We start from the raw sequence: 16,694 nt of genomic DNA on the forward strand, positions 1-16,694 counted from the left end.
ATCAATGCCGGCTTCAATGCCGGCCGACGGCCAAGTAAGCCAGCCAGTGCCGCTCGGCCCGCCGGAACGCCGCGACGAGTGCGAACGATACCGCAAGATAGATCAGCGCGGCGATCCCGAAGGCCTGGAACGACATATAAGTGGCCGAGTTGGCGTCGCGCGCGACCTTCAGCACGTCGGGCACCGTGGCCGTGAAGGCGACCGTGGTCGCATGCAGCATCAAGATGACCTCGTTACTGTACAACGGTAGCGCGCGGCGCAGCGCCGAGGGCAAGATGATGCGCAGGTACATCGTCCAACGGCTCATGCCGTAGGCGCGAGCCGCTTCCACCTCGCCGTGGGAGATCGAGCGGATCGCCCCGGCGAAGATTTCGGTCGTATAGGCGGCCGTGTTCAAACCGAACGCGAGAATCGCGCAATGCAGGCCGCTGCGGAAAAACTCGTTCAGCACTTCGTGCGAGCGGATGAACTGCAGGCTGTAGACGCCGCTGTAGATCAGCAGCAGTTGCACGTAGAGCGGCGTGCCGCGAAACACGTAGGTATAGCAACGCACGGGCGTCGACAGCCAGCGGTTCTTGGACACGCGGGCGACGGCCAGCGGCACCGCCATGCAAAACCCGATGACGAGCGAGGCGACGAGCAGCCACAACGTGACGGCCAGGCCCGAGAAGCCTTGTCCGTCGTAGTACAGAAACGCGCGGCCGTATTGGGAGAGGATTTCGATCATATTGCCCAGCGCCTCGTCAAAGTTCGGCGTGCCGCACGCCGATGGAATAACGCTTGTCGAGCCACAGCAGCACGACGTTCGACACGGTGGTGATCGCCAGATAGATCAGCGCCGCGACGAGAATGAAGAAGAACATGTTGAACGTGCTCTTGCCGGCGTCTTGCGCCGCCTTCACGACGTCGGCCAGACCGATGATCGACACGAGCGCCGTCGCCTTCACGAGCACCTGCCAGTTGTTGCCGATGCCCGGCAGCGCGAAGCGCATCATCTGCGGAAACAAGATGCGCGCGAACACGCGCATGCCGCTCATGCCATAGGCGCTGCCCGCCTCCAACTGGCCCCGCGGCACGGCCAAGAACGCACCGCGAAAGGTCTCCGTGAAGTAGGCGCCATAAATGAAGCCGAGCGTCAGGACACCCGCGACGAACGGATCGATGTCGATTTGATCCATGCCGAGGGCATCGGTCATTTGATTGACGGCGATTTGGATGCTGTAAAAGAGCAGCAGCATCAGGACGAGATCGGGCACCGAACGGATCAACGTCGTATAGAGCGTTGCCGCGCCGGACACCACGCGATTGCGCGAAAGCTTCGCGACCGCGCCGAGCAGGCCCAGCAACACCGAGACGGCCAGCGAAAGCACCGACAATTCGATCGTCTTGATCGCGCCGGCGAGAAGGATCGGGCCGAAGCCATACAGGAACACGGGCGTCTCCTCTTGTCTTGATATGTCGCGCGCCGAAATGCCGCGCCGCTAGGGTGCCGGCGTTTCGACACGGCGTAATACTGGCAAGATCGTCCGGCGTGTACAAATTGAAAGGCACCGGTCTATTGCGGCGCAGCATTTCCTCTGCCGCCGGCGTGCCGGCCTGCCCAACGGGCAACGAATGGGCTCTGCTGTGCCCGCGCAGCTTTCCCCATGCCTCAGCGCAGCGTCGGATTCGAAAATTGACCGTCGCTTTTTCGATATTTCCGCCGCCGCAGGACGGACGCAACAGAGGCCGCATTCGTCATACGGATAGGCGGAACCACGTCTATAATCGCTTGCCGCCCCTTGGTACGACGGGATCGCGGCGAACAAACAAAACACGGAAAATCATGAAAACAAAAGGCCAACTCACAAAAAACGTAATTGCGCGGGGACTCGCCCAATTGGCCCAAGCGGCACCGTTCGCCGCTGTGCTCTATGTCGCGCCGCACTGCGCTTGGGCGGCGCAGGTCGATCACGTCGCTTGGTTCAAGAATCTCGTTCAGACCAATAACGAGCACGCCTTCTGCGTGCCCGACGGGATGACTTACGAGCAGGTCTTACAGCAAATGTTCAAGCGCTCGCCCCACGCGGCACCCGATGGCACGATAACCGACTATGACGCGATTGGCGCATTGCGGCGAGCGTTTCCGTGCCACGCCCCGGAAGACGAGTACACGGCCATCGATACGCGTCGCGCCCAGGAAATCATCGGGATGCTGGAAACGGACACCGGGCATGATGCCCAACAACTCGTGATGGCCGTCGAAACCGAAGCGCGGCTCTATCCCCCGCCCGTCTTGTTCGTGCTGGCGAACCAGCTCTTCAAGCAAGGCAACACGCAGGATGCACTGTTTTGGTACTACGCAGGCATCTTGCGCACTCGGTACGATATAGGCCGCTGCGCGGATCGGACGGTCGATTCGACGCTCGCCGACCTGCTCCGTCAAATGCCGCCCGAATTGCGGCAGGCAGGGACCCAAGACGCCGCCAAGCTGCGCGAAATCATCGACATGGTGCTCGAATGGGACGCGAACACGCCGTACGACTATGATCAGCGCTGGATCAATTTCCACGGCATGAACGCCATCATCGGAGGCGACCGCAAGCCGCTGAGCGTGCCGAGCGGCGAATGGGCCTCGATAGTCGCGAAAACGCGAGCCCAGTTCCGCGAAGACATGGACAAGGTAATCGCATCCGCGTCGCCATCCGGTAAGCAGCCGGCATCGCAGCACGCCGCCAAGTAAGCAAACGCCTCGGCTCTCGCCGGTACTTGCCGCAACCATCGATTTTCAAACGGCAAAAAACAGAACCGGCCGTCACTCATCGTGAACGGCCGGCAATCATCATGGCGCGCGACGCAAGATCGTCGGCAAAAAAGCCGGGCACCGGCAGAACGACGTCGTCCCTTTGCGCTGCGTCTTTGGCTTGCGTCCGCCCGCCCGTGCGGTGCACATGGCGTTCGTTCGCCCCCCGTAGCCGGCGCGGCGCTGCGTCGTCTGGCCTTCAATCGGTGTCGATTTAATTCGATATGACGTGTCCGGTTGGCATAAATGTAGGACGAGAGACGACCTGAATGCAAAGCGTGTTTACACGCATAGGGAACGTCTGTACCTCGCTCATCGCGGCAATGTGCGTTATAGAACGGACATCGATGGGGTGGGTTAAGCGAATTACAGCTACTTTTCAGCGCACCGACCGGCGAAACAAGACCCAATAACCTAGCGTTTTACTAGCGCAAATGGGACGCTTGCGTTTCTTGAATCCACGCACGAAACGTTATTCACGAGAGACGAAAAATGATCCCGCGCAAAATAAATCAATCCCTAGAATTGTCCCCTTCACTCAAAATGCGTTGGCCGATCGCGATCGTAGCGGCGATGCTCACCGGCAGCGCGACAGCAAGCCACGCCGAGATCGCACCGCCGAACGCGCGTCAGCCGATACCTGAACTCGGCGAACATGTGATCAAGTTCGATAACAGCAAGGGGACGGAAAAGCTGCAATTCCGCGAGAGCCTGCGTCAACGCCAGTGCGTCGCTACCGTCACACCGGATTTCTTTACCGTAGCTCCCGGCGAAACAGCCGAGGTTCGTATGGATGTCCGAGATAGCGCATCTTCGGGCTGCCAAGGCGAACCCAAGCATGTTTTGTGGAACGTCGCGTCGTCCGAACACCACCGGCGCCCGCTTGCTTATATGGTGTTATTCAGTGTCGAGCCGAAAATGGACGAGGAAGGACGCGTCCGAATCGCGAGTACGAAATCTTCGCGGCCTGGAACCCCATACGCGGCAACGTGCGGCAATTACGCATGCCTGAACGAATGGGCGCTAGGTTACAACGATAAGCGCCAGGTGATTTACCTTTTCAACGAACGAGATTGACGTCCCGCTGCGATTGCGCTTGCCGAACGCCGCGCCGCGCGACGACGATCTCGGCCCATTGCCACGACAGCAACGCCACGCAGCCGAAAATCACTTCGCGCATCCGCTTCACGAGCGCGAGCGAGAGTCCGACTTCGCGGTCGATGCCGAACATTTGCGCAAGCAGCACGACCGCCACTTCCTGCACGCCGAGGCCCGCCGGCACCATGAACGCCGCATGCCGCACGGCCTGCGTCAGGGCCTCGATCGCGATCGCGCCGCCCGCCGACACGGGATGGCCGAGCAGCGCCAGCGCCCAATACGTTTCGAGTGCGCCGATCAGGTAACCGAGGAATTGCCAGACGAATGTTCGAACGAGAACGCCGGTGCGCGTCATGAGCGCGTCGATTTCGGCATCGAGCTTGGCGCCGTCGATGCCTTGCAAGAGGCGATGCTCACTGCCGAGCGCGCTGGCCGCGAATCGCTCGATCGCACGAAATACGCCGCCGCGGCGCAGCAGCAAAGCGGTCACGATCGGCAACGGCAGCGACAGCACGAGCGCGAGCGCGATCGTTCGCGCATGGTCGCCGCCCGTCGCGGCAAGAATGAGCACCACGCCCAGCGCGGAAAACGCGTATTGCACGGCAATCGTGACGAGCACCTCGACGATCACCGAGGCGCTGACGGCGCTAGCGTCGCGAAGACGCCATCGAGCCAGCCGGATGCCGACGATTTCACCGCCCACCGCGAGTACGGGCAGCAGGCGGCTTACCGCCTCGCGCACGGTGGCTACCCACCAGAGGAACGGGAGCGGCACGCGGCCACGCAACAAGATGCGCCAGCCGTAAGCGTCGAACAGCAGCGGCACGGCGTGAAAGGGCACGAGCCACAACAGCGCGAGGCCCGCCTGGGCGATGACGTGCATGACGTCGGCCGCGCCATCGCGAACCACGAGCGCGATAAAAATTGCGATCCCGATGGGCCAACCGGCCCATTTGAGCCATTTCGTCATAGCGACGCCCTCCCGCGCGCGGTGTCGTCGCCATCGCGCGCATCGGCCATGCCTCGCGCACCGGCTTGCCCACCGAACACATCGGCAAAGCCGCCGCACACGAGCCCGGCATCGGCGATCGCCTGCGCCACGCGCGAAGACAGCAGCGCATGAAGTTCGTCGGCATGGCGATACGCCTGCATCGAAGCCGTGATCGGCCCCTCGCCCGCTTCCGCCGGATGGCTGTAAATTTCGCCGACCCCTTCCCCCGGCATGCGAGCAAGCGCATCGAGCATCGCGGCTTCGTCCATGCCGCCCGTGTGCTCGATACCGACCACATAGTCGTTATAGGCGATACCGGCGCGCGATAGCCGCGCGCGCATGAGGCCGATCCACGGTTTGAGCCACCAAGGCGCATTCGCCTCGAACGGCAGCCGCACGGCGCGCAGACCGAATTCCCGCCCGATCGATAAAACGAGCGAGAGCACGGTCGGATGCAGATGGAAGTGCTTGTGCGCGTTGACGTGGTCGAGCGGCAACCCCGTCGCCGCGAACGCCTCGAATTGCGCGCGGATCTCGCGCGCGAGGGCCCGGCGCACGGGCGGCAGGAAGAAGAAACGGACCCCGTCGCGCGCCATCGCATCGCCGAATCGCCCGTCGGGGCCGACGAGCGCGGGGATGTACGCGGGCGGCAACGTACAGGGCCCGTCGGCCAGCACGAGATGCAAGCCCACGCGCAAGCTCGGCAGCGCTCGCGCGCGCTCGACGGCATCTTGGGCCGCCGGTGCGCTCACCATGAGGCTGGCGGCTTTGAGCACGCCTTCGCGATGCGCACGCTCGATACCCGCGTTCACCCGCGGATGCAACCCGAAATCATCCGCGGTGACGATGAGGGCGCGCCGGCCCGAGCGTGTCACTGTCTTACGCCTCGTGCGCGCGCAGGAAGCGGAAGAATTCGACGCCTTCGCGCAGACGCCGCTTCATCATGTCCCAGCTCGTCAGCATTTCGCGAACGATCTCCCAAATCTTCGAGGGACGGAAGTAGAACTGGCGATAGAACTGCTCAAGATGGTGATAGATCTCGTCGCGCGACAAATGCGGATAGCCGATCGCGGCAAGCTGCACGCCTTCCTTGCTCACGAGGTTGATGGTCTTGTTCTCTTCCATCCAACCGTTGTCGACCGCCTGTTTGTACAGCGTCGTGCCCGGATAGGGCGCGGCCAGCGAAACCTGGATCGTGTGCGGATTGATTTCCTTCGCGTACTCGATCGTCTTCTTGATGGTTTCCTGCGTTTCGCCGGGCAAGCCGAGAATGAACGTGCCGTGGATCTTGATGCCGAGCTTCTTGCAATCCGCACTGAAGCGGCGCGCGAAGTCCGTGCGCACGCCCTTCTTGATGTTCACGAGGATCTGGTCGTCGCCCGACTCGAAGCCCACGAGCAACAGACGCAAGCCGTTTTCCTTCATGACCTTGAGCGTCTTGTACGGCACGTTCGCCTTCGCGTTGCACGACCAGGTCATGCCGAGCTTGCCGAGACCGATCGCAATGGCTTCGGCGCGCGGCAAGTCGTCGGTGAAGGTGTCGTCGTCGAACATCAGTTCTTTGACTTCGGGCATGTTGTCGCGGATCCACTTCGCTTCCTCGATCACGTTCTCGACCGAGCGCGTGCGGTAGCGATGACCGCTGACCGTCTGCGGCCACAGGCAGAACGTGCAACGCGACTTGCAGCCGCGGCCCGTGTAGATGGAGACGTACGGGTAGTTCAGGTAGCCGATGAAGTAGTTGTCGATCTTCAGGTCGCGCTTGTAGATCGGCGCGACGAACGGCAACTCGTCCATGTTCTCGAGGATCGGACGCGCTTCGTTGTGCTCGATCGAGCCGTCCTTGGCGCGCCAAGAGAGGCCCTTGATCTCGGCGAACGGCTTGCCTTCCGCGAGCTCCTTACACGTAAAGTCGAACTCCTCGCGGCAGACGAAATCGATCGCCTCGGTTGCCGTGAGCGAGTTGTGCGGATCGACCATCACCTTGGCGCCCACCATGCCGACCAGCACCGACGGCTTGCGCTTCTTGACGTCTTGCGCGAAGAGCGCATCGGTGGGGAACGAGGGCGTGCTCGTGTGGATGATGATGAGATCGTAGTCGTCGCAGATCTTCAGCGTTTGTTCGACGGACAGGCCGTCGGCCGGCGCGTCGAGCACGCGGCTGCCCGGCACGAGGGCCGCGGGCTGCGCGAGCCATGTCGGGTACCAGAACGAGCGGATTTCGCGCTTGGCTTGGTAGCGCGAACCGGCACCGCCATCGAAGCCGTCATACGACGGGGCCTGCAAGAACAGCGTTTTCATGGATGAAGCTCCGGCAACCTATAGGTGAAGCAGATGTTGTGAAGACGACGGCCGCGCGAAGACGGCCGCCGACGAAATACGAATACGGCTGCGCTCAAGGCCCGTCCGACCCCTCGGCCACGCGCGCCACGACCGGCATGCGCGCGCCGCGCCAGACCACGTGCGAGCCGAATGCCGCGACGAACCATTGCGCCGCAAGCAATGCGTCGCGCAGCGGCACGAGCGGCAAATCGCGCCAAAACTCGCCGGCGGCGCGCGAGGCTCGCGCATGTAAAACGATACGGGCACCAAGACCGAGTAGCGTCGATGCGGCCAGCACCGTCTCGCGCGCGCCCGGCTGTCCGTGCCACGCCAATAGGGCGCCGGCCAGCACCCAAGGGAACGTGAACGTGATGAACAAGAAGGCGAACCCGAGCGGATTGATCGAGCGAATCGTGCGCAGCCAGCGCGTCTCGCGCAGCCAGAGCGTGTTGAAGTCGGGCTCGATCACATCGGTATCGACCACGATTTCGGACAAGACCGTCGTCATGCCTCGCTGGCGCGTGTACTCGGCCAGCCAGTAGTCGTCGGCCAAGCAATCCTTGAGCGCGGCGAACCCGCCGATATCGGCCAGCACGTTCGAGCGCAGCGCGAGCGTCGCGCCGAAACCGAAACTGCGCGAACCGCCGGCGTGCGCGATACGCACCGAAGGGGCGAACCATTCGTTGATGAACTGCGCGCCGATACGCGTCCAGAACCCGCCCACGCTCTTCGCGTGATACAGACAGGTGACAATGCCCACTTGAGGGTCGGCCAGCGGCGCGGTGACGGCTTGCAAATAATCGCGCCCGACGGCGATATCGCTATCGGCCAGGACGATCAGCGGATGCTTGGCCCGCGCCGCCAGGTTGATGAGGTTGCTGACCTTCAGGTTGTGGCCGTGCACGCGGGAATCGACGACGAGCGCGATATCGCGCTCGGGATACGCCGCTTGCAGGCGCCGCACGACGGCGATCGCCGGATCGGCCGACGAGGACACGCCGAACAGCAACTCGTAGCATGGATGCGTCTGCTCGCAGAACGTCGAAAGGTTTTCGTAAAGACGCGGCTCGGCGCCGCACAGCGGCTTGAGCACGCTCACGGCTTCGCCGGCCCGGCGGGCGCCGGCAAAGCGGCCTTCGCTCGCCGCGCGCTTGGCCAGTGCGCGCGCGGACGGCAGCGCGAGCGCGGCGACGACGACGTACGCGGTCGAGACGCAACACAGGGCGACGAGCAGCCAGTCCCACAGCACGGCGGGCGTGAACGTCATCGCGCACCGCCCTTGCCGGCCGCGCGCGCCGTGACGGCGGCGCCCGCAGCCACGTGAGCGCGGCGCGCGGACAACCCGTTCGATGAGACGCTTGCTGGCACGTTGGCTACTCCTTCGTTCTTCTCGACGCGCGGCGCCAAGCCTGCCCCGGCTTGCGCACCACCCGCTGTCGTGTCGCGTGAATGTTCGCGTGCCTGACATAAAGACAACGGACTTCGACGCACCCGGCAAACCGTGTGCGAAAGGCGACAGGGCCGGCTCGAGGACCGTGCGCGGGCGCGCGCTCAACTTGTCTGATGCGAGGCGAAACGAACACGAAGCGCGCTGAAGCGACACGCCTTGGGCGCCGTCGAACCGGCTCGAGGAAAGCCGTCAGCTCGCTTTGTAAACTTCGGAAACAGGCAATTGTAGCAGTGCGTGCGGGAATACGCTTACGACCCGGTACCACGCCACCCCGATTCGTCGGATGCAAGCAACGCCTTCTCCACCCGGCTGCCGGGAACGCGATCGATGCGGCCCGATTTTGTGACACGCTGCCCGGGTGCCGCGAACGAGCGGGCGCGCGGCGTGCTCGAGGCGCCCGATGACGCGACGCAACAACTCATGTATCTTGCAAATATCGAGCAGCGCCCGGCGCCGCGGCACCGGACCCGGTTGCGCCGCCGGTTGGAGCGTTGGCGCTTCACGCGAGCGAACTCATCATGAAAAATGTCTTGAGCATTCAACCGCACGTCGTCTTCGGCCACGCGGGCAACAGCGCAGCCGTCTTTCCGATGCAGCGGCTGGGCGTCAACGTCTGGCCGCTCGACACGATGCAGTTTTCGAACCACATGCAGTACGGTCACTGGGCGGGAAGCGCCATCGACCCGCCGCAAATGGCCGAGCTCGTGGAGGGAATCGGCGCGATCGGCATGCTTCGGCGCTGCGATGCGATCGTCTCGGGTTACTTGGGCTCGAAGGCGCATGCGCAAGCCGTCGCCGACATCGTGCGCACGGTCAAGTCGACGAACCCCGAAGCCTGGCACTTTTGCACCCCGGTGATCGGGGCGGGCGCCGGTGCGAGCGTCGACGACTACTTGCTCGAGACCATGCCCGCGATCGCCGACGGACTCTCGCCGACGCACGACACGCTGCAAAAACTCGTCGGCCGGACGATCGAAACCGTGGACGAGGCGCTGCGCGCTTGCCGCGAGATCATCCGCAGCGGTCCGCAGGTGATCCTCGTCAAGCAACTCGTCGACCGCAACAGCCCGGCCGATCGCGTCAATTTGCTCGTCGTCACCGCGCGCGAGGCGTGGATGACGCAACATCCGCGCTACCCTTTCGCGCGCCAGCCCGTGGGAGTGGGCGAGCTCACGAGCGCGACCTTCGTGGCGCGCCGCCTGAGCGGCGACTCGCTGCGCACGGCGTTCGAGCATGCGGTTTCCGCGGTGCACGCGGTGCTCAAGGCCACCTACGCCGCAGGCCGCTACGAACTCGAACTCATCGCGGCGCAGGACGACATCGCCCGGCCGCGCGAGTGGCTAGGCGCATGGTCGATCGATACGGCATGAGCCCGAGCGCTGAAAAGCAAGCGGCCCGGTCGCGCTGGAAGCGCGCCGGGCCGCTCGTACGCCGGGCACCCGTTACAGGCGCCTAGCGCAGGCCGCGCCTCAATCGAGCCGGAACTGAGCGACCGCCCCGGCGAGGTTGATCGCCTGCGTCTGCAACGCCGCCGCCGCTGCCGCCGATTGCTCGACGAGCGCCGCGTTTTGCTGAACCATCTCGTCGAGTTGCGACACGGCGCGGTTGACCTCCTGAATGCCGCGCGTCTGCTCATCGGCCGCGTGCGTGATCTCCGACATGATCGTCGTCACGCTCGACACGTTCGAGACGATCTCGGTCATCGTATCGCCCGCGCGCTTGACCTGGCTGGAACCGGAGGACACGCTATCGATCGTCGATTCGATCAGCGACTTGATCTCCTTGGCCGCCTGCGCGCTGCGCTGGGCCAAGCTGCGCACCTCGCCCGCCACCACCGCGAAGCCGCGGCCCTGCTCGCCCGCGCGTGCCGCTTCCACGGCGGCGTTCAACGCCAAGATATTCGTCTGGAACGCAATCCCGTCGATCACGCCGATGATGTCGCCGATCTTGCCCGATGCCGATTCGATCGTACCCATCGTCGTGACGACTTCGGAGACGACCTGACCGCCGCGCGAGGCGACCGTCGAAGCCGACGCGGCCATGTCGTTCGCTTGCTTGGCCGAGCTGGCCGACTGCGTGACCGTGGAGGTGATTTCCTCCATCGATGCGGCTGTTTCCTGCAAGCTGGCGGCGGCCGATTCGGTACGGCCCGACAGGTCGAGGTTGCCTGCGGCGATCTCATCGGCCGCCGTGCGCACCGATTCGCTCGTATCGCGGATCTGGCGCATGACGTCGCGCAACTTATCGACGAAGGAGTTGAACGAGCGCGCGATCTGGGCCACTTCGTCACGGCCGTCGGACGGCAGACGCTGCGTCAGATCGCCGGTACCCGAGCCGATCGCGTCCATCGCGTCGCGCACTTGCGACAGACGCTTGAACGCCTTCGACGTGACGGCCGAGACGACGAGCGCAGCCAGCACCACGATGATGACCAAGGCGATCGCCGACGTCGTCAGGAACGAACGGATGCCCGCCTTCGCTTCGCTCTCGTCGAGCGCGACGATCACGGTCCAGTCGGTGCCGGGTACGTTCATGCCTCGCAGCAGTACCGTGCGGCCGTCGGCGCCGGTCGCGAGCGGCTCGGACGCACCGGCGAGCGAGCCCACCGTCGCGGCGGTCATAGCCGGCATCAGCGCGGAGATCGGCTTGAGCGTGAGCTTCGAATCGGGGTGCGCGACGATGTCGCCCGCGCCGTCGACGAGCAAGCCGAAGCTCGCCGGCGTCGGATGAATCGACTTCACGTTCGCGATCACGCTGTCCATGTTGACGTCGCCGGCCACGACGGCCTTGAGCGAGCCGTCACGAACGATCGGTACGGCGAAGGTCACGACGAGCTTGCCCGAGCCCGCATCGACATAAGGCGCCGTGACCACCGGCTTGCCCGCCGCGGCCGCCTGTTTGTACCAGGGGCGCCCCGTGGGGTCGTAGGTCGGGGGCACGCCGGTGGGGTCGCCGAACTTGGCGGTTTTATCGGCATAGCCCGCATAGACGTTGACGAAGCCGCCCGACGCCATGATTTGCTTGAACGTGGGGATCGGATCGGCTGTGGCGGCGTTCAAGGTCACGTCTTGCAGCGCGCTGATGGCCGCCGTTTTCGAGGAGACCCATTCGCCGATCCCCGCATCGTGTCCGTTCGCTAGCGCGACGAGGTTGTTGTTGATCGAGTCGTTTTCATGGGAATTGACTACGAAGAAGTTCAGTGCCGCGTTGACGACCAAGGAGCCGACCACGATGGCGAGACAGGCTGCGAGCACACGCGCGCGAATTGACGCAAACATTCAAACGATTCCTTCAGACGATTTAGCTGCGAGGACTCGTGATCCTCCGTACAGGTAAACGGCATGCGGCGGTGCAAACTTGATCTAGATCACGTTAGGGATTGTTCGGAGTGCTATTTAAATGCGCGTTCACGTTGCAGTGCAAAAATGCGATCAATACGATAAATCGCAATGCGCGGCCGAGCGTGTTACCCCGGATTGATGCACTCGAGCGGCTGTGCCGAAATGCGCACTGGAATCGTCGCGAAAGGTCAAGACGGGGCGTTATTGGCTTCATATAGTCGTCCCCAATAATCGCAGCGGCGCTTCTCACGTCGAGCGGTTCGATCAACACACGCGCTTGCAGGAGGTGCCCGCCACACGCCGTAACAAGACGAACAAGAGCCGTGCACCGGCCACCGCCTCGATTGGAGCCCCGCGCCGCGCGCGGGCAAGCGAGCGCACCGGCATGCACGCCAACCGCAGTCACTCACGCTTGCCGACAAAGGAAACAACATGCGTTTTGCGAAGACTCTCAGCCCTATCGCAGTTGCAGTTGGAGCACTTCTCGCGCTCGCCCCGCTCGCCTCTCGCGCGGATACCGTCGTCAAAATCGGTTTTGCCGCTCCGCTCACGGGGCCTAATGCAAGTTACGGCAAAGACCTCGAAAACGGCGTCAAGATGGCGCTCGACGATGCGAAAGCCCAGGGCATCAAAATCGCAGGCCAACCCGTCTCGTTCGAACTCGTCTCGGAAGACGACCAAGCCGACCCGCGCGTCGGTGTGCAGGTCGCGCAAAAACTCGTGGACGAAGGCGTATCGGTCGTCGTCGGCCATTTCAATTCCGGCACGACGATTCCGGCCTCCGAACTCTACGAAAAAGCCGGGATTCCCGACATCGACCCGGCCGCCACCAATCCGACGATCAGCGGCCGCGGTTATAAGAACGTGTTCATGGTGATCTCGAGCGACGCGCAGAACGCGGGCACGGCCGGCGTGTATGCCGTCGAGACGACGAAGGCCAAACGCATCGCCGTCATCGACGACCGCACCGCGTTCGGTCAGGGCGAAGCCGATGAATTCGTGAAGGCCGCGAAGGCGCACGGCGGCAACATCGTCGATCGCGAATACACGACGAATCAGGCAACGGACTTCAAGACGCAACTGACGAACATCAAGGCCAAGAATCCGGACCTCATCTTCGTGGGCGCGCTCAATCCGCAAGCGGCCGGCATCATGAAGCAGATGGCGCAGCTCGGTATCAAGGCGCAGTACGTCGGCGGCGGCGGCGTGAAGGATGTCGATTTCATCAAGCTCGCGGGCGACACCTCCGAGGGCGCGATGGCGTGGGAGTACGGACGTCCGCTCGACAGCACGCCGGTCGGCGCGAAGTTTGCGGATCGCTTCAAGCAGAAATTCGGCGTGGACGTGCTCTCGTACGCCCCGTTCGGCTATGACGCGGCGTGGGCGGCGATCAAGGCGATGCAAGCGGCGGGCTCGACCAAACCCGATGCCTACCGGCCGAAACTGCAAAGCATCAGCTTCGACGGCATCACGGGTCACATCGCATTCAATCCAGACGGATCGCTGAAGAACGGCTCCTCGACGATGTACCAAGTGAAGAGCGGCCAATTCGTGACGATCGTGACCAAGGGCGGCTCCTGATCGCTCGCGCGAACGCCACCCGGTCGTACGGCGCGGCGCCCGCGGGCGCCGCGTCTTTTCCGCTATTCGTTTTGGAGTCCTAATGGTTTCGAAGATCGTAGTGGTGGGAGGCGGCGTCATCGGCAGCGCCGTCGCGTACTTTCTGCGCAGCGCGGATACGAGCGTCCAGGTGACGGTGATCGAGCGCGACCCGACCTACGCGCGCGCGTCCTCGGCGCTTTCGGCCGCCTCGATCCGCCAACAGTTTTCGACGCCTCTATCGGTGCAAATGTCCTTGTACGGCATCGAGTTCCTGCGCTCGATCGGCGAGCGACTGGCCGTCGATGGACAACGTCCGTCGATCGATCTGCACGAAGGCGGGTATCTTTTTCTCGCCACGCCCGCCGGCGAGACGATCCTGCGCGAGAATCATGCGCTGCAAACGTCGCTCGGTGCCGATATCCGCTACCTGCCGCGCGAGGCGCTGCAAGAGACGTTCGCCTGGCTCAATACCGAAGATCTCGTGGCCGGCACTTACGGCGTATCGGGCGAAGGCTGGTTCGACGGTTATGGGCTCGTTCAAGCGCTACGCAAGAAGGCACAATCGCTCGGCGTCCGTTACGTCGCGACCGAGGTGACGGGGTTGCGACGCGAAGGCCGGCACGTGCGCGAAGTGCTGACAGCGAGCGGCGAAACCTTCGCATGCGACGTGCTCGTCAACGCGGCGGGTCCCTGGGCACGACGTGTCGCGCAGATGCTCGACATCGAATTGCCCGTTCATGCCCGGCGGCGCAGCATCTTCAACGTCAGTTCGCCGGCCAAGCTGGAACGGTGCCCCTTGCTGATCGATCCGACGGGCGTCTATTTCCGTCCGGAAGGCACGACCTACATTTGCGGCACTTCGCCTAGCGCCGACCGAGATCCCGACGATTTGCCGCTCGACGAAGTCGATCACGCGCTGTTCGACGACGTGATTTGGCCGACGCTCGCCCATCGCGTGCCGCAATTCGAAGCCCTGCGCGTCGAGCATGCCTGGTCGGGCTATTACGAATACAACGTGTTCGATCACAACGCGATCATCGGGTACCACCCCGACATCGACAATTGCGTGTTCGCCAACGGCTTCAGCGGACATGGGTTGCAACAAGGTCCCGCTACCGGTCGCGGCGTGGCCGAGCTCATCTTGCAAGGGCGATTCGTTTCGCTCGACCTTTCGCCGCTTGGCTTCGATCGCGTACTCGAAAACCGCCCCGTCGTCGAACGCAACGTCGTTTAAAACGCGCGTCGCGCGGCTTCGTCATGGAGCCAGGCCCGCAGCGCATCGATCGCCGGGAGCTGTGGACTATCCGCGCGCCATACGATGAAGTGCGCGTAAATGTCGGTCACGCGCCGCTTCCATAACCGCACGAGACGGCCCTCGCACAACTCGCGCGCAACGAGCGAGGCGCGTGCGAGCGCGATGCCGCGCCCCTGCTCCGCCGCTTCGAGCAGAGCGCGGGCGTCGTCGAACAGCGGCGCGCCGCGCGGTTCGGTCAAATCGAGCCCAACTGCCTGAAACCAAGGCTCCCACGGCTGAGCGCGATGTTTGAGCAGCGTGCACCGCGCGAGATCGGCAAAGTGCCGGGGCGGCACGCCGTTACCGTAAGCGGGGCTCATGACCGGGAAAATCTCTTCATCCATGAACCGCTCTGCTTGCAGCCCCGGCCACGCGCCGGGACCGTAGCGCAGGGCCACGTCCACCCCATCGCGGCCGTTCAGCCGCGCGAGCGCCGCTTCCTTGCGCAACGTCAACTCGATATGAGGATATTTGCGCCGGAACCGGCCGAGCCGAGGTTCCAACCAGCGGTCGGCGAACGGTGGTAAGACGCTGACCGTCAAGCGAACGGGTTCGCGCGCGCGGCTGCTCGCGCGGGCAGCCCCGCGCGCGGGCGGATCGAAGGCGCGCTCGAGCACGTTCAAACCTTGCCGGATCTGTAGCGCGAGTTCGTGCGCACGCGGCGTCGGCACCGCGCCGGAGCGCTCGCGCGTGAATAGCGGCGTGGCCAATCTTGCTTCCAGCGCGCGGACGTGCTGACTCACCGCGCCTTGGGTCAGCGCCAGTTCGTCGGCCGCGCGCGTGAAGCTCGCGAGCCGCACGGCGGCCTCGAACGCACGCAAAGTTTGAAGCGGTGGAAGATGGGGACGTTTTTGCATTGGGCATTAGTACCACTAATACCTAATCCCGACAATTCATCGTTTGTCCACGGCGACGCCCGCTCGCTAGACTCCGGTCCTACGCATCGTCATGCCTCATCGTTTCCAGGACAAAACATGGACTATCGACTCTACTACTCCCCCGGCGCCTGCTCGCTGGCCGTGCATGTCGTCCTCGAAGAAATCGGCGCACCGTACGCGTTGGAAGCGGTGGCGCTCGCGCGCGCCGAGAATCGGCAGGCGCGCTACCTTGCGATCAATCCCAAGGGCTTCGTACCCGCGTTGGAAATCGCCGGCGAGCCGCGGGTGCTCACGGAGTTGCCGGCCATTCTCATCTATCTCGCCCGGCGCCACCCGCAGGCCGGCCTATTGCCCGAGACGGGCACGATCGACGAGGCGCGCGCATTCGAGTGGCTGGCATGGCTCGCGGGATGGGTGCACGGGATCGGCTACGCGGAAATTTGGCGGCCGGAGCGGTTCAGTAGAGCCGATTCGACCCCGCACGAGGCATTGCGAGCGAACGGCCGCGCGATCGTGGAAGAAGCCTATGCGAAGATCGAAGACATACTCGGTGACGGACGCACGTGGGCGGTTGCAAGCGGCTATTGCGTCGTCGATCCGTTTTTGCTGGTGCTGTACCGATGGGGCAATCGCATCGGCATACCGATGCGCGAACGATATCCGGCGTGGACGGCGCATACGGAACGGATGCTGGAACGCGCGGCGGTAGGCCGCGTGTTGGAGCAGGAAGGGGTCTTAATCGAGGGATAGCCGGCCCGCCTGCCCTCCATCGCCGATAGCACAGCCGGCCCCTTGAAAACGGGGACGGCTTCATTTCCCGCCTTACACCTTGTCACCCGCTCGCCTTGCGAGCGTCACATTCCTTTCGCGCATACGTCATCGTCGACCGGTATCCTGACCGGCACAAACGATTCGTCGAAATCGTGCCAAAGACGC

14 protein-coding genes are annotated in these 16,694 nt (G+C 63.7%); 6 read left to right on the forward strand and 8 right to left on the reverse strand.

Annotated elements, in window-relative coordinates:
• Nucleotides 1–13: 13 nt before the first annotated feature.
• Together C0Z18_RS13470 and C0Z18_RS13475 are read right to left on the reverse strand one after the other, a co-directional pair.
• The gene (locus C0Z18_RS13470; RefSeq protein ID WP_102645925.1) at nt 14–727 is read right to left on the reverse strand and encodes an ABC transporter permease; all 714 of its coding nucleotides are present in this window, start codon (nt 725–727) and stop codon (nt 14–16) included.
• 16 nt (nt 728–743) lie between these two features.
• Nucleotides 744–1,433, reverse strand: coding sequence for an ABC transporter permease (locus C0Z18_RS13475; protein ID WP_102645926.1), 690 nt, complete (start codon nt 1,431–1,433; stop codon nt 744–746).
• Between the two features lie 392 nt (nt 1,434–1,825).
• Here C0Z18_RS13475 and C0Z18_RS13480 point away from each other — a divergent pair, with 392 nt between their 5' ends.
• Together C0Z18_RS13480 and C0Z18_RS13485 are read left to right on the forward strand one after the other, a co-directional pair.
• On the forward strand, nt 1,826–2,722 hold the full coding sequence (locus C0Z18_RS13480; protein ID WP_102645927.1) for a hypothetical protein: 897 nt from the start codon (nt 1,826–1,828) through the stop codon (nt 2,720–2,722).
• 552 nt (nt 2,723–3,274) lie between these two features.
• Nucleotides 3,275–3,859, forward strand: coding sequence for a hypothetical protein (locus C0Z18_RS13485; RefSeq protein ID WP_146014009.1), 585 nt, complete (start codon nt 3,275–3,277; stop codon nt 3,857–3,859).
• On the opposite strand, the gene C0Z18_RS13490 is transcribed toward C0Z18_RS13485, so the two are convergent.
• The 4 genes from C0Z18_RS13490 to hpnI form a co-directional block, all read right to left on the reverse strand.
• Entirely contained in the window at nt 3,843–4,850 is a 1,008-nt protein-coding gene (locus C0Z18_RS13490) for a lysylphosphatidylglycerol synthase domain-containing protein (protein WP_102645929.1), read from the reverse strand. The two genes, C0Z18_RS13485 and C0Z18_RS13490, sit on opposite strands and share 17 nt — an antisense overlap.
• Nucleotides 4,847–5,746 carry a hopanoid biosynthesis-associated protein HpnK gene (hpnK, locus tag C0Z18_RS13495; protein ID WP_102645930.1) on the reverse strand — a complete coding sequence of 300 codons (900 nt, stop codon included), beginning with the start codon at nt 5,744–5,746 and terminating at the stop codon, nt 4,847–4,849. The genes C0Z18_RS13490 and hpnK overlap by 4 nt, the downstream gene beginning before the upstream one ends.
• Nucleotides 5,747–5,750: 4 nt before the next feature.
• Nucleotides 5,751–7,172, reverse strand: a complete 1,422-nt coding sequence (gene hpnJ / locus C0Z18_RS13500; RefSeq protein WP_102645931.1) for a hopanoid biosynthesis associated radical SAM protein HpnJ — start codon at nt 7,170–7,172, stop codon at nt 5,751–5,753.
• A gap of 94 nt (nt 7,173–7,266) precedes the next feature.
• Nucleotides 7,267–8,460, reverse strand: coding sequence for a bacteriohopanetetrol glucosamine biosynthesis glycosyltransferase HpnI (hpnI, locus tag C0Z18_RS13505; RefSeq protein ID WP_102645932.1), 1,194 nt, complete (start codon nt 8,458–8,460; stop codon nt 7,267–7,269).
• A 701-nt stretch (nt 8,461–9,161) separates the two neighbouring features.
• On the opposite strand from hpnI, the gene pdxY reads away from it, so the two are divergent.
• Nucleotides 9,162–10,013, forward strand: coding sequence for a pyridoxal kinase PdxY (gene pdxY / locus C0Z18_RS13515; protein WP_102645934.1), 852 nt, complete (start codon nt 9,162–9,164; stop codon nt 10,011–10,013).
• A gap of 99 nt (nt 10,014–10,112) precedes the next feature.
• On the opposite strand, the gene C0Z18_RS13520 is transcribed toward pdxY, so the two are convergent.
• Nucleotides 10,113–11,921: a methyl-accepting chemotaxis protein gene (locus C0Z18_RS13520; protein WP_102645935.1), complete on the reverse strand. Its 1,809-nt coding sequence runs from the start codon at nt 11,919–11,921 to the stop codon at nt 10,113–10,115.
• 495 nt (nt 11,922–12,416) lie between these two features.
• Between C0Z18_RS13520 and C0Z18_RS13525 the strand changes: the two genes are divergently transcribed.
• Together C0Z18_RS13525 and C0Z18_RS13530 are read left to right on the forward strand one after the other, a co-directional pair.
• Nucleotides 12,417–13,565, forward strand: coding sequence for a branched-chain amino acid ABC transporter substrate-binding protein (locus C0Z18_RS13525; protein WP_102645936.1), 1,149 nt, complete (start codon nt 12,417–12,419; stop codon nt 13,563–13,565).
• Between the two features lie 82 nt (nt 13,566–13,647).
• Nucleotides 13,648–14,820 carry an NAD(P)/FAD-dependent oxidoreductase gene (locus C0Z18_RS13530; protein WP_102645937.1) on the forward strand — a complete coding sequence of 391 codons (1,173 nt, stop codon included), beginning with the start codon at nt 13,648–13,650 and terminating at the stop codon, nt 14,818–14,820.
• On the opposite strand, the gene C0Z18_RS13535 is transcribed toward C0Z18_RS13530, so the two are convergent.
• Nucleotides 14,817–15,737: a LysR substrate-binding domain-containing protein gene (locus tag C0Z18_RS13535; RefSeq protein WP_102645938.1), complete on the reverse strand. Its 921-nt coding sequence runs from the start codon at nt 15,735–15,737 to the stop codon at nt 14,817–14,819. The two genes, C0Z18_RS13530 and C0Z18_RS13535, sit on opposite strands and share 4 nt — an antisense overlap.
• A 117-nt stretch (nt 15,738–15,854) precedes the next feature.
• On the opposite strand from C0Z18_RS13535, the gene C0Z18_RS13540 reads away from it, so the two are divergent.
• The gene (locus tag C0Z18_RS13540; protein WP_102645939.1) at nt 15,855–16,508 is read left to right on the forward strand and encodes a glutathione S-transferase family protein; all 654 of its coding nucleotides are present in this window, start codon (nt 15,855–15,857) and stop codon (nt 16,506–16,508) included.
• The last annotated feature ends 186 nt before the right edge of the window (nt 16,509–16,694 follow it).

This window comes from Trinickia dabaoshanensis (genome assembly GCF_002879885.1).
GTDB lineage: Bacteria > Pseudomonadota > Gammaproteobacteria > Burkholderiales > Burkholderiaceae > Trinickia > Trinickia dabaoshanensis.

Bases quoted from the DNA above. Each gene is read 5' to 3' on its own strand.
- C0Z18_RS13470 (WP_102645925.1), bottom strand. From the start codon at position 727: ATGATCGAAATCCTCTCCCAATACGGCCGCGCGTTTCTGTACTACGAC.
- C0Z18_RS13480 (WP_102645927.1), top strand. From the start codon at position 1,826: ATGAAAACAAAAGGCCAACTCACAAAAAACGTAATTGCGCGGGGACTC.
- C0Z18_RS13485 (WP_146014009.1), top strand. From the start codon at position 3,275: ATGATCCCGCGCAAAATAAATCAATCCCTAGAATTGTCCCCTTCACTC.
- C0Z18_RS13490 (WP_102645929.1), bottom strand. From the start codon at position 4,850: ATGACGAAATGGCTCAAATGGGCCGGTTGGCCCATCGGGATCGCAATT.
- hpnJ (WP_102645931.1), bottom strand. From the start codon at position 7,172: ATGAAAACGCTGTTCTTGCAGGCCCCGTCGTATGACGGCTTCGATGGC.
- hpnI (WP_102645932.1), bottom strand. From the start codon at position 8,460: ATGACGTTCACGCCCGCCGTGCTGTGGGACTGGCTGCTCGTCGCCCTG.
- pdxY (WP_102645934.1), top strand. From the start codon at position 9,162: ATGAAAAATGTCTTGAGCATTCAACCGCACGTCGTCTTCGGCCACGCG.
- C0Z18_RS13520 (WP_102645935.1), bottom strand. From the start codon at position 11,921: ATGTTTGCGTCAATTCGCGCGCGTGTGCTCGCAGCCTGTCTCGCCATC.
- C0Z18_RS13525 (WP_102645936.1), top strand. From the start codon at position 12,417: ATGCGTTTTGCGAAGACTCTCAGCCCTATCGCAGTTGCAGTTGGAGCA.
- C0Z18_RS13530 (WP_102645937.1), top strand. From the start codon at position 13,648: ATGGTTTCGAAGATCGTAGTGGTGGGAGGCGGCGTCATCGGCAGCGCC.
- C0Z18_RS13535 (WP_102645938.1), bottom strand. From the start codon at position 15,737: ATGCAAAAACGTCCCCATCTTCCACCGCTTCAAACTTTGCGTGCGTTC.
- C0Z18_RS13540 (WP_102645939.1), top strand. From the start codon at position 15,855: ATGGACTATCGACTCTACTACTCCCCCGGCGCCTGCTCGCTGGCCGTG.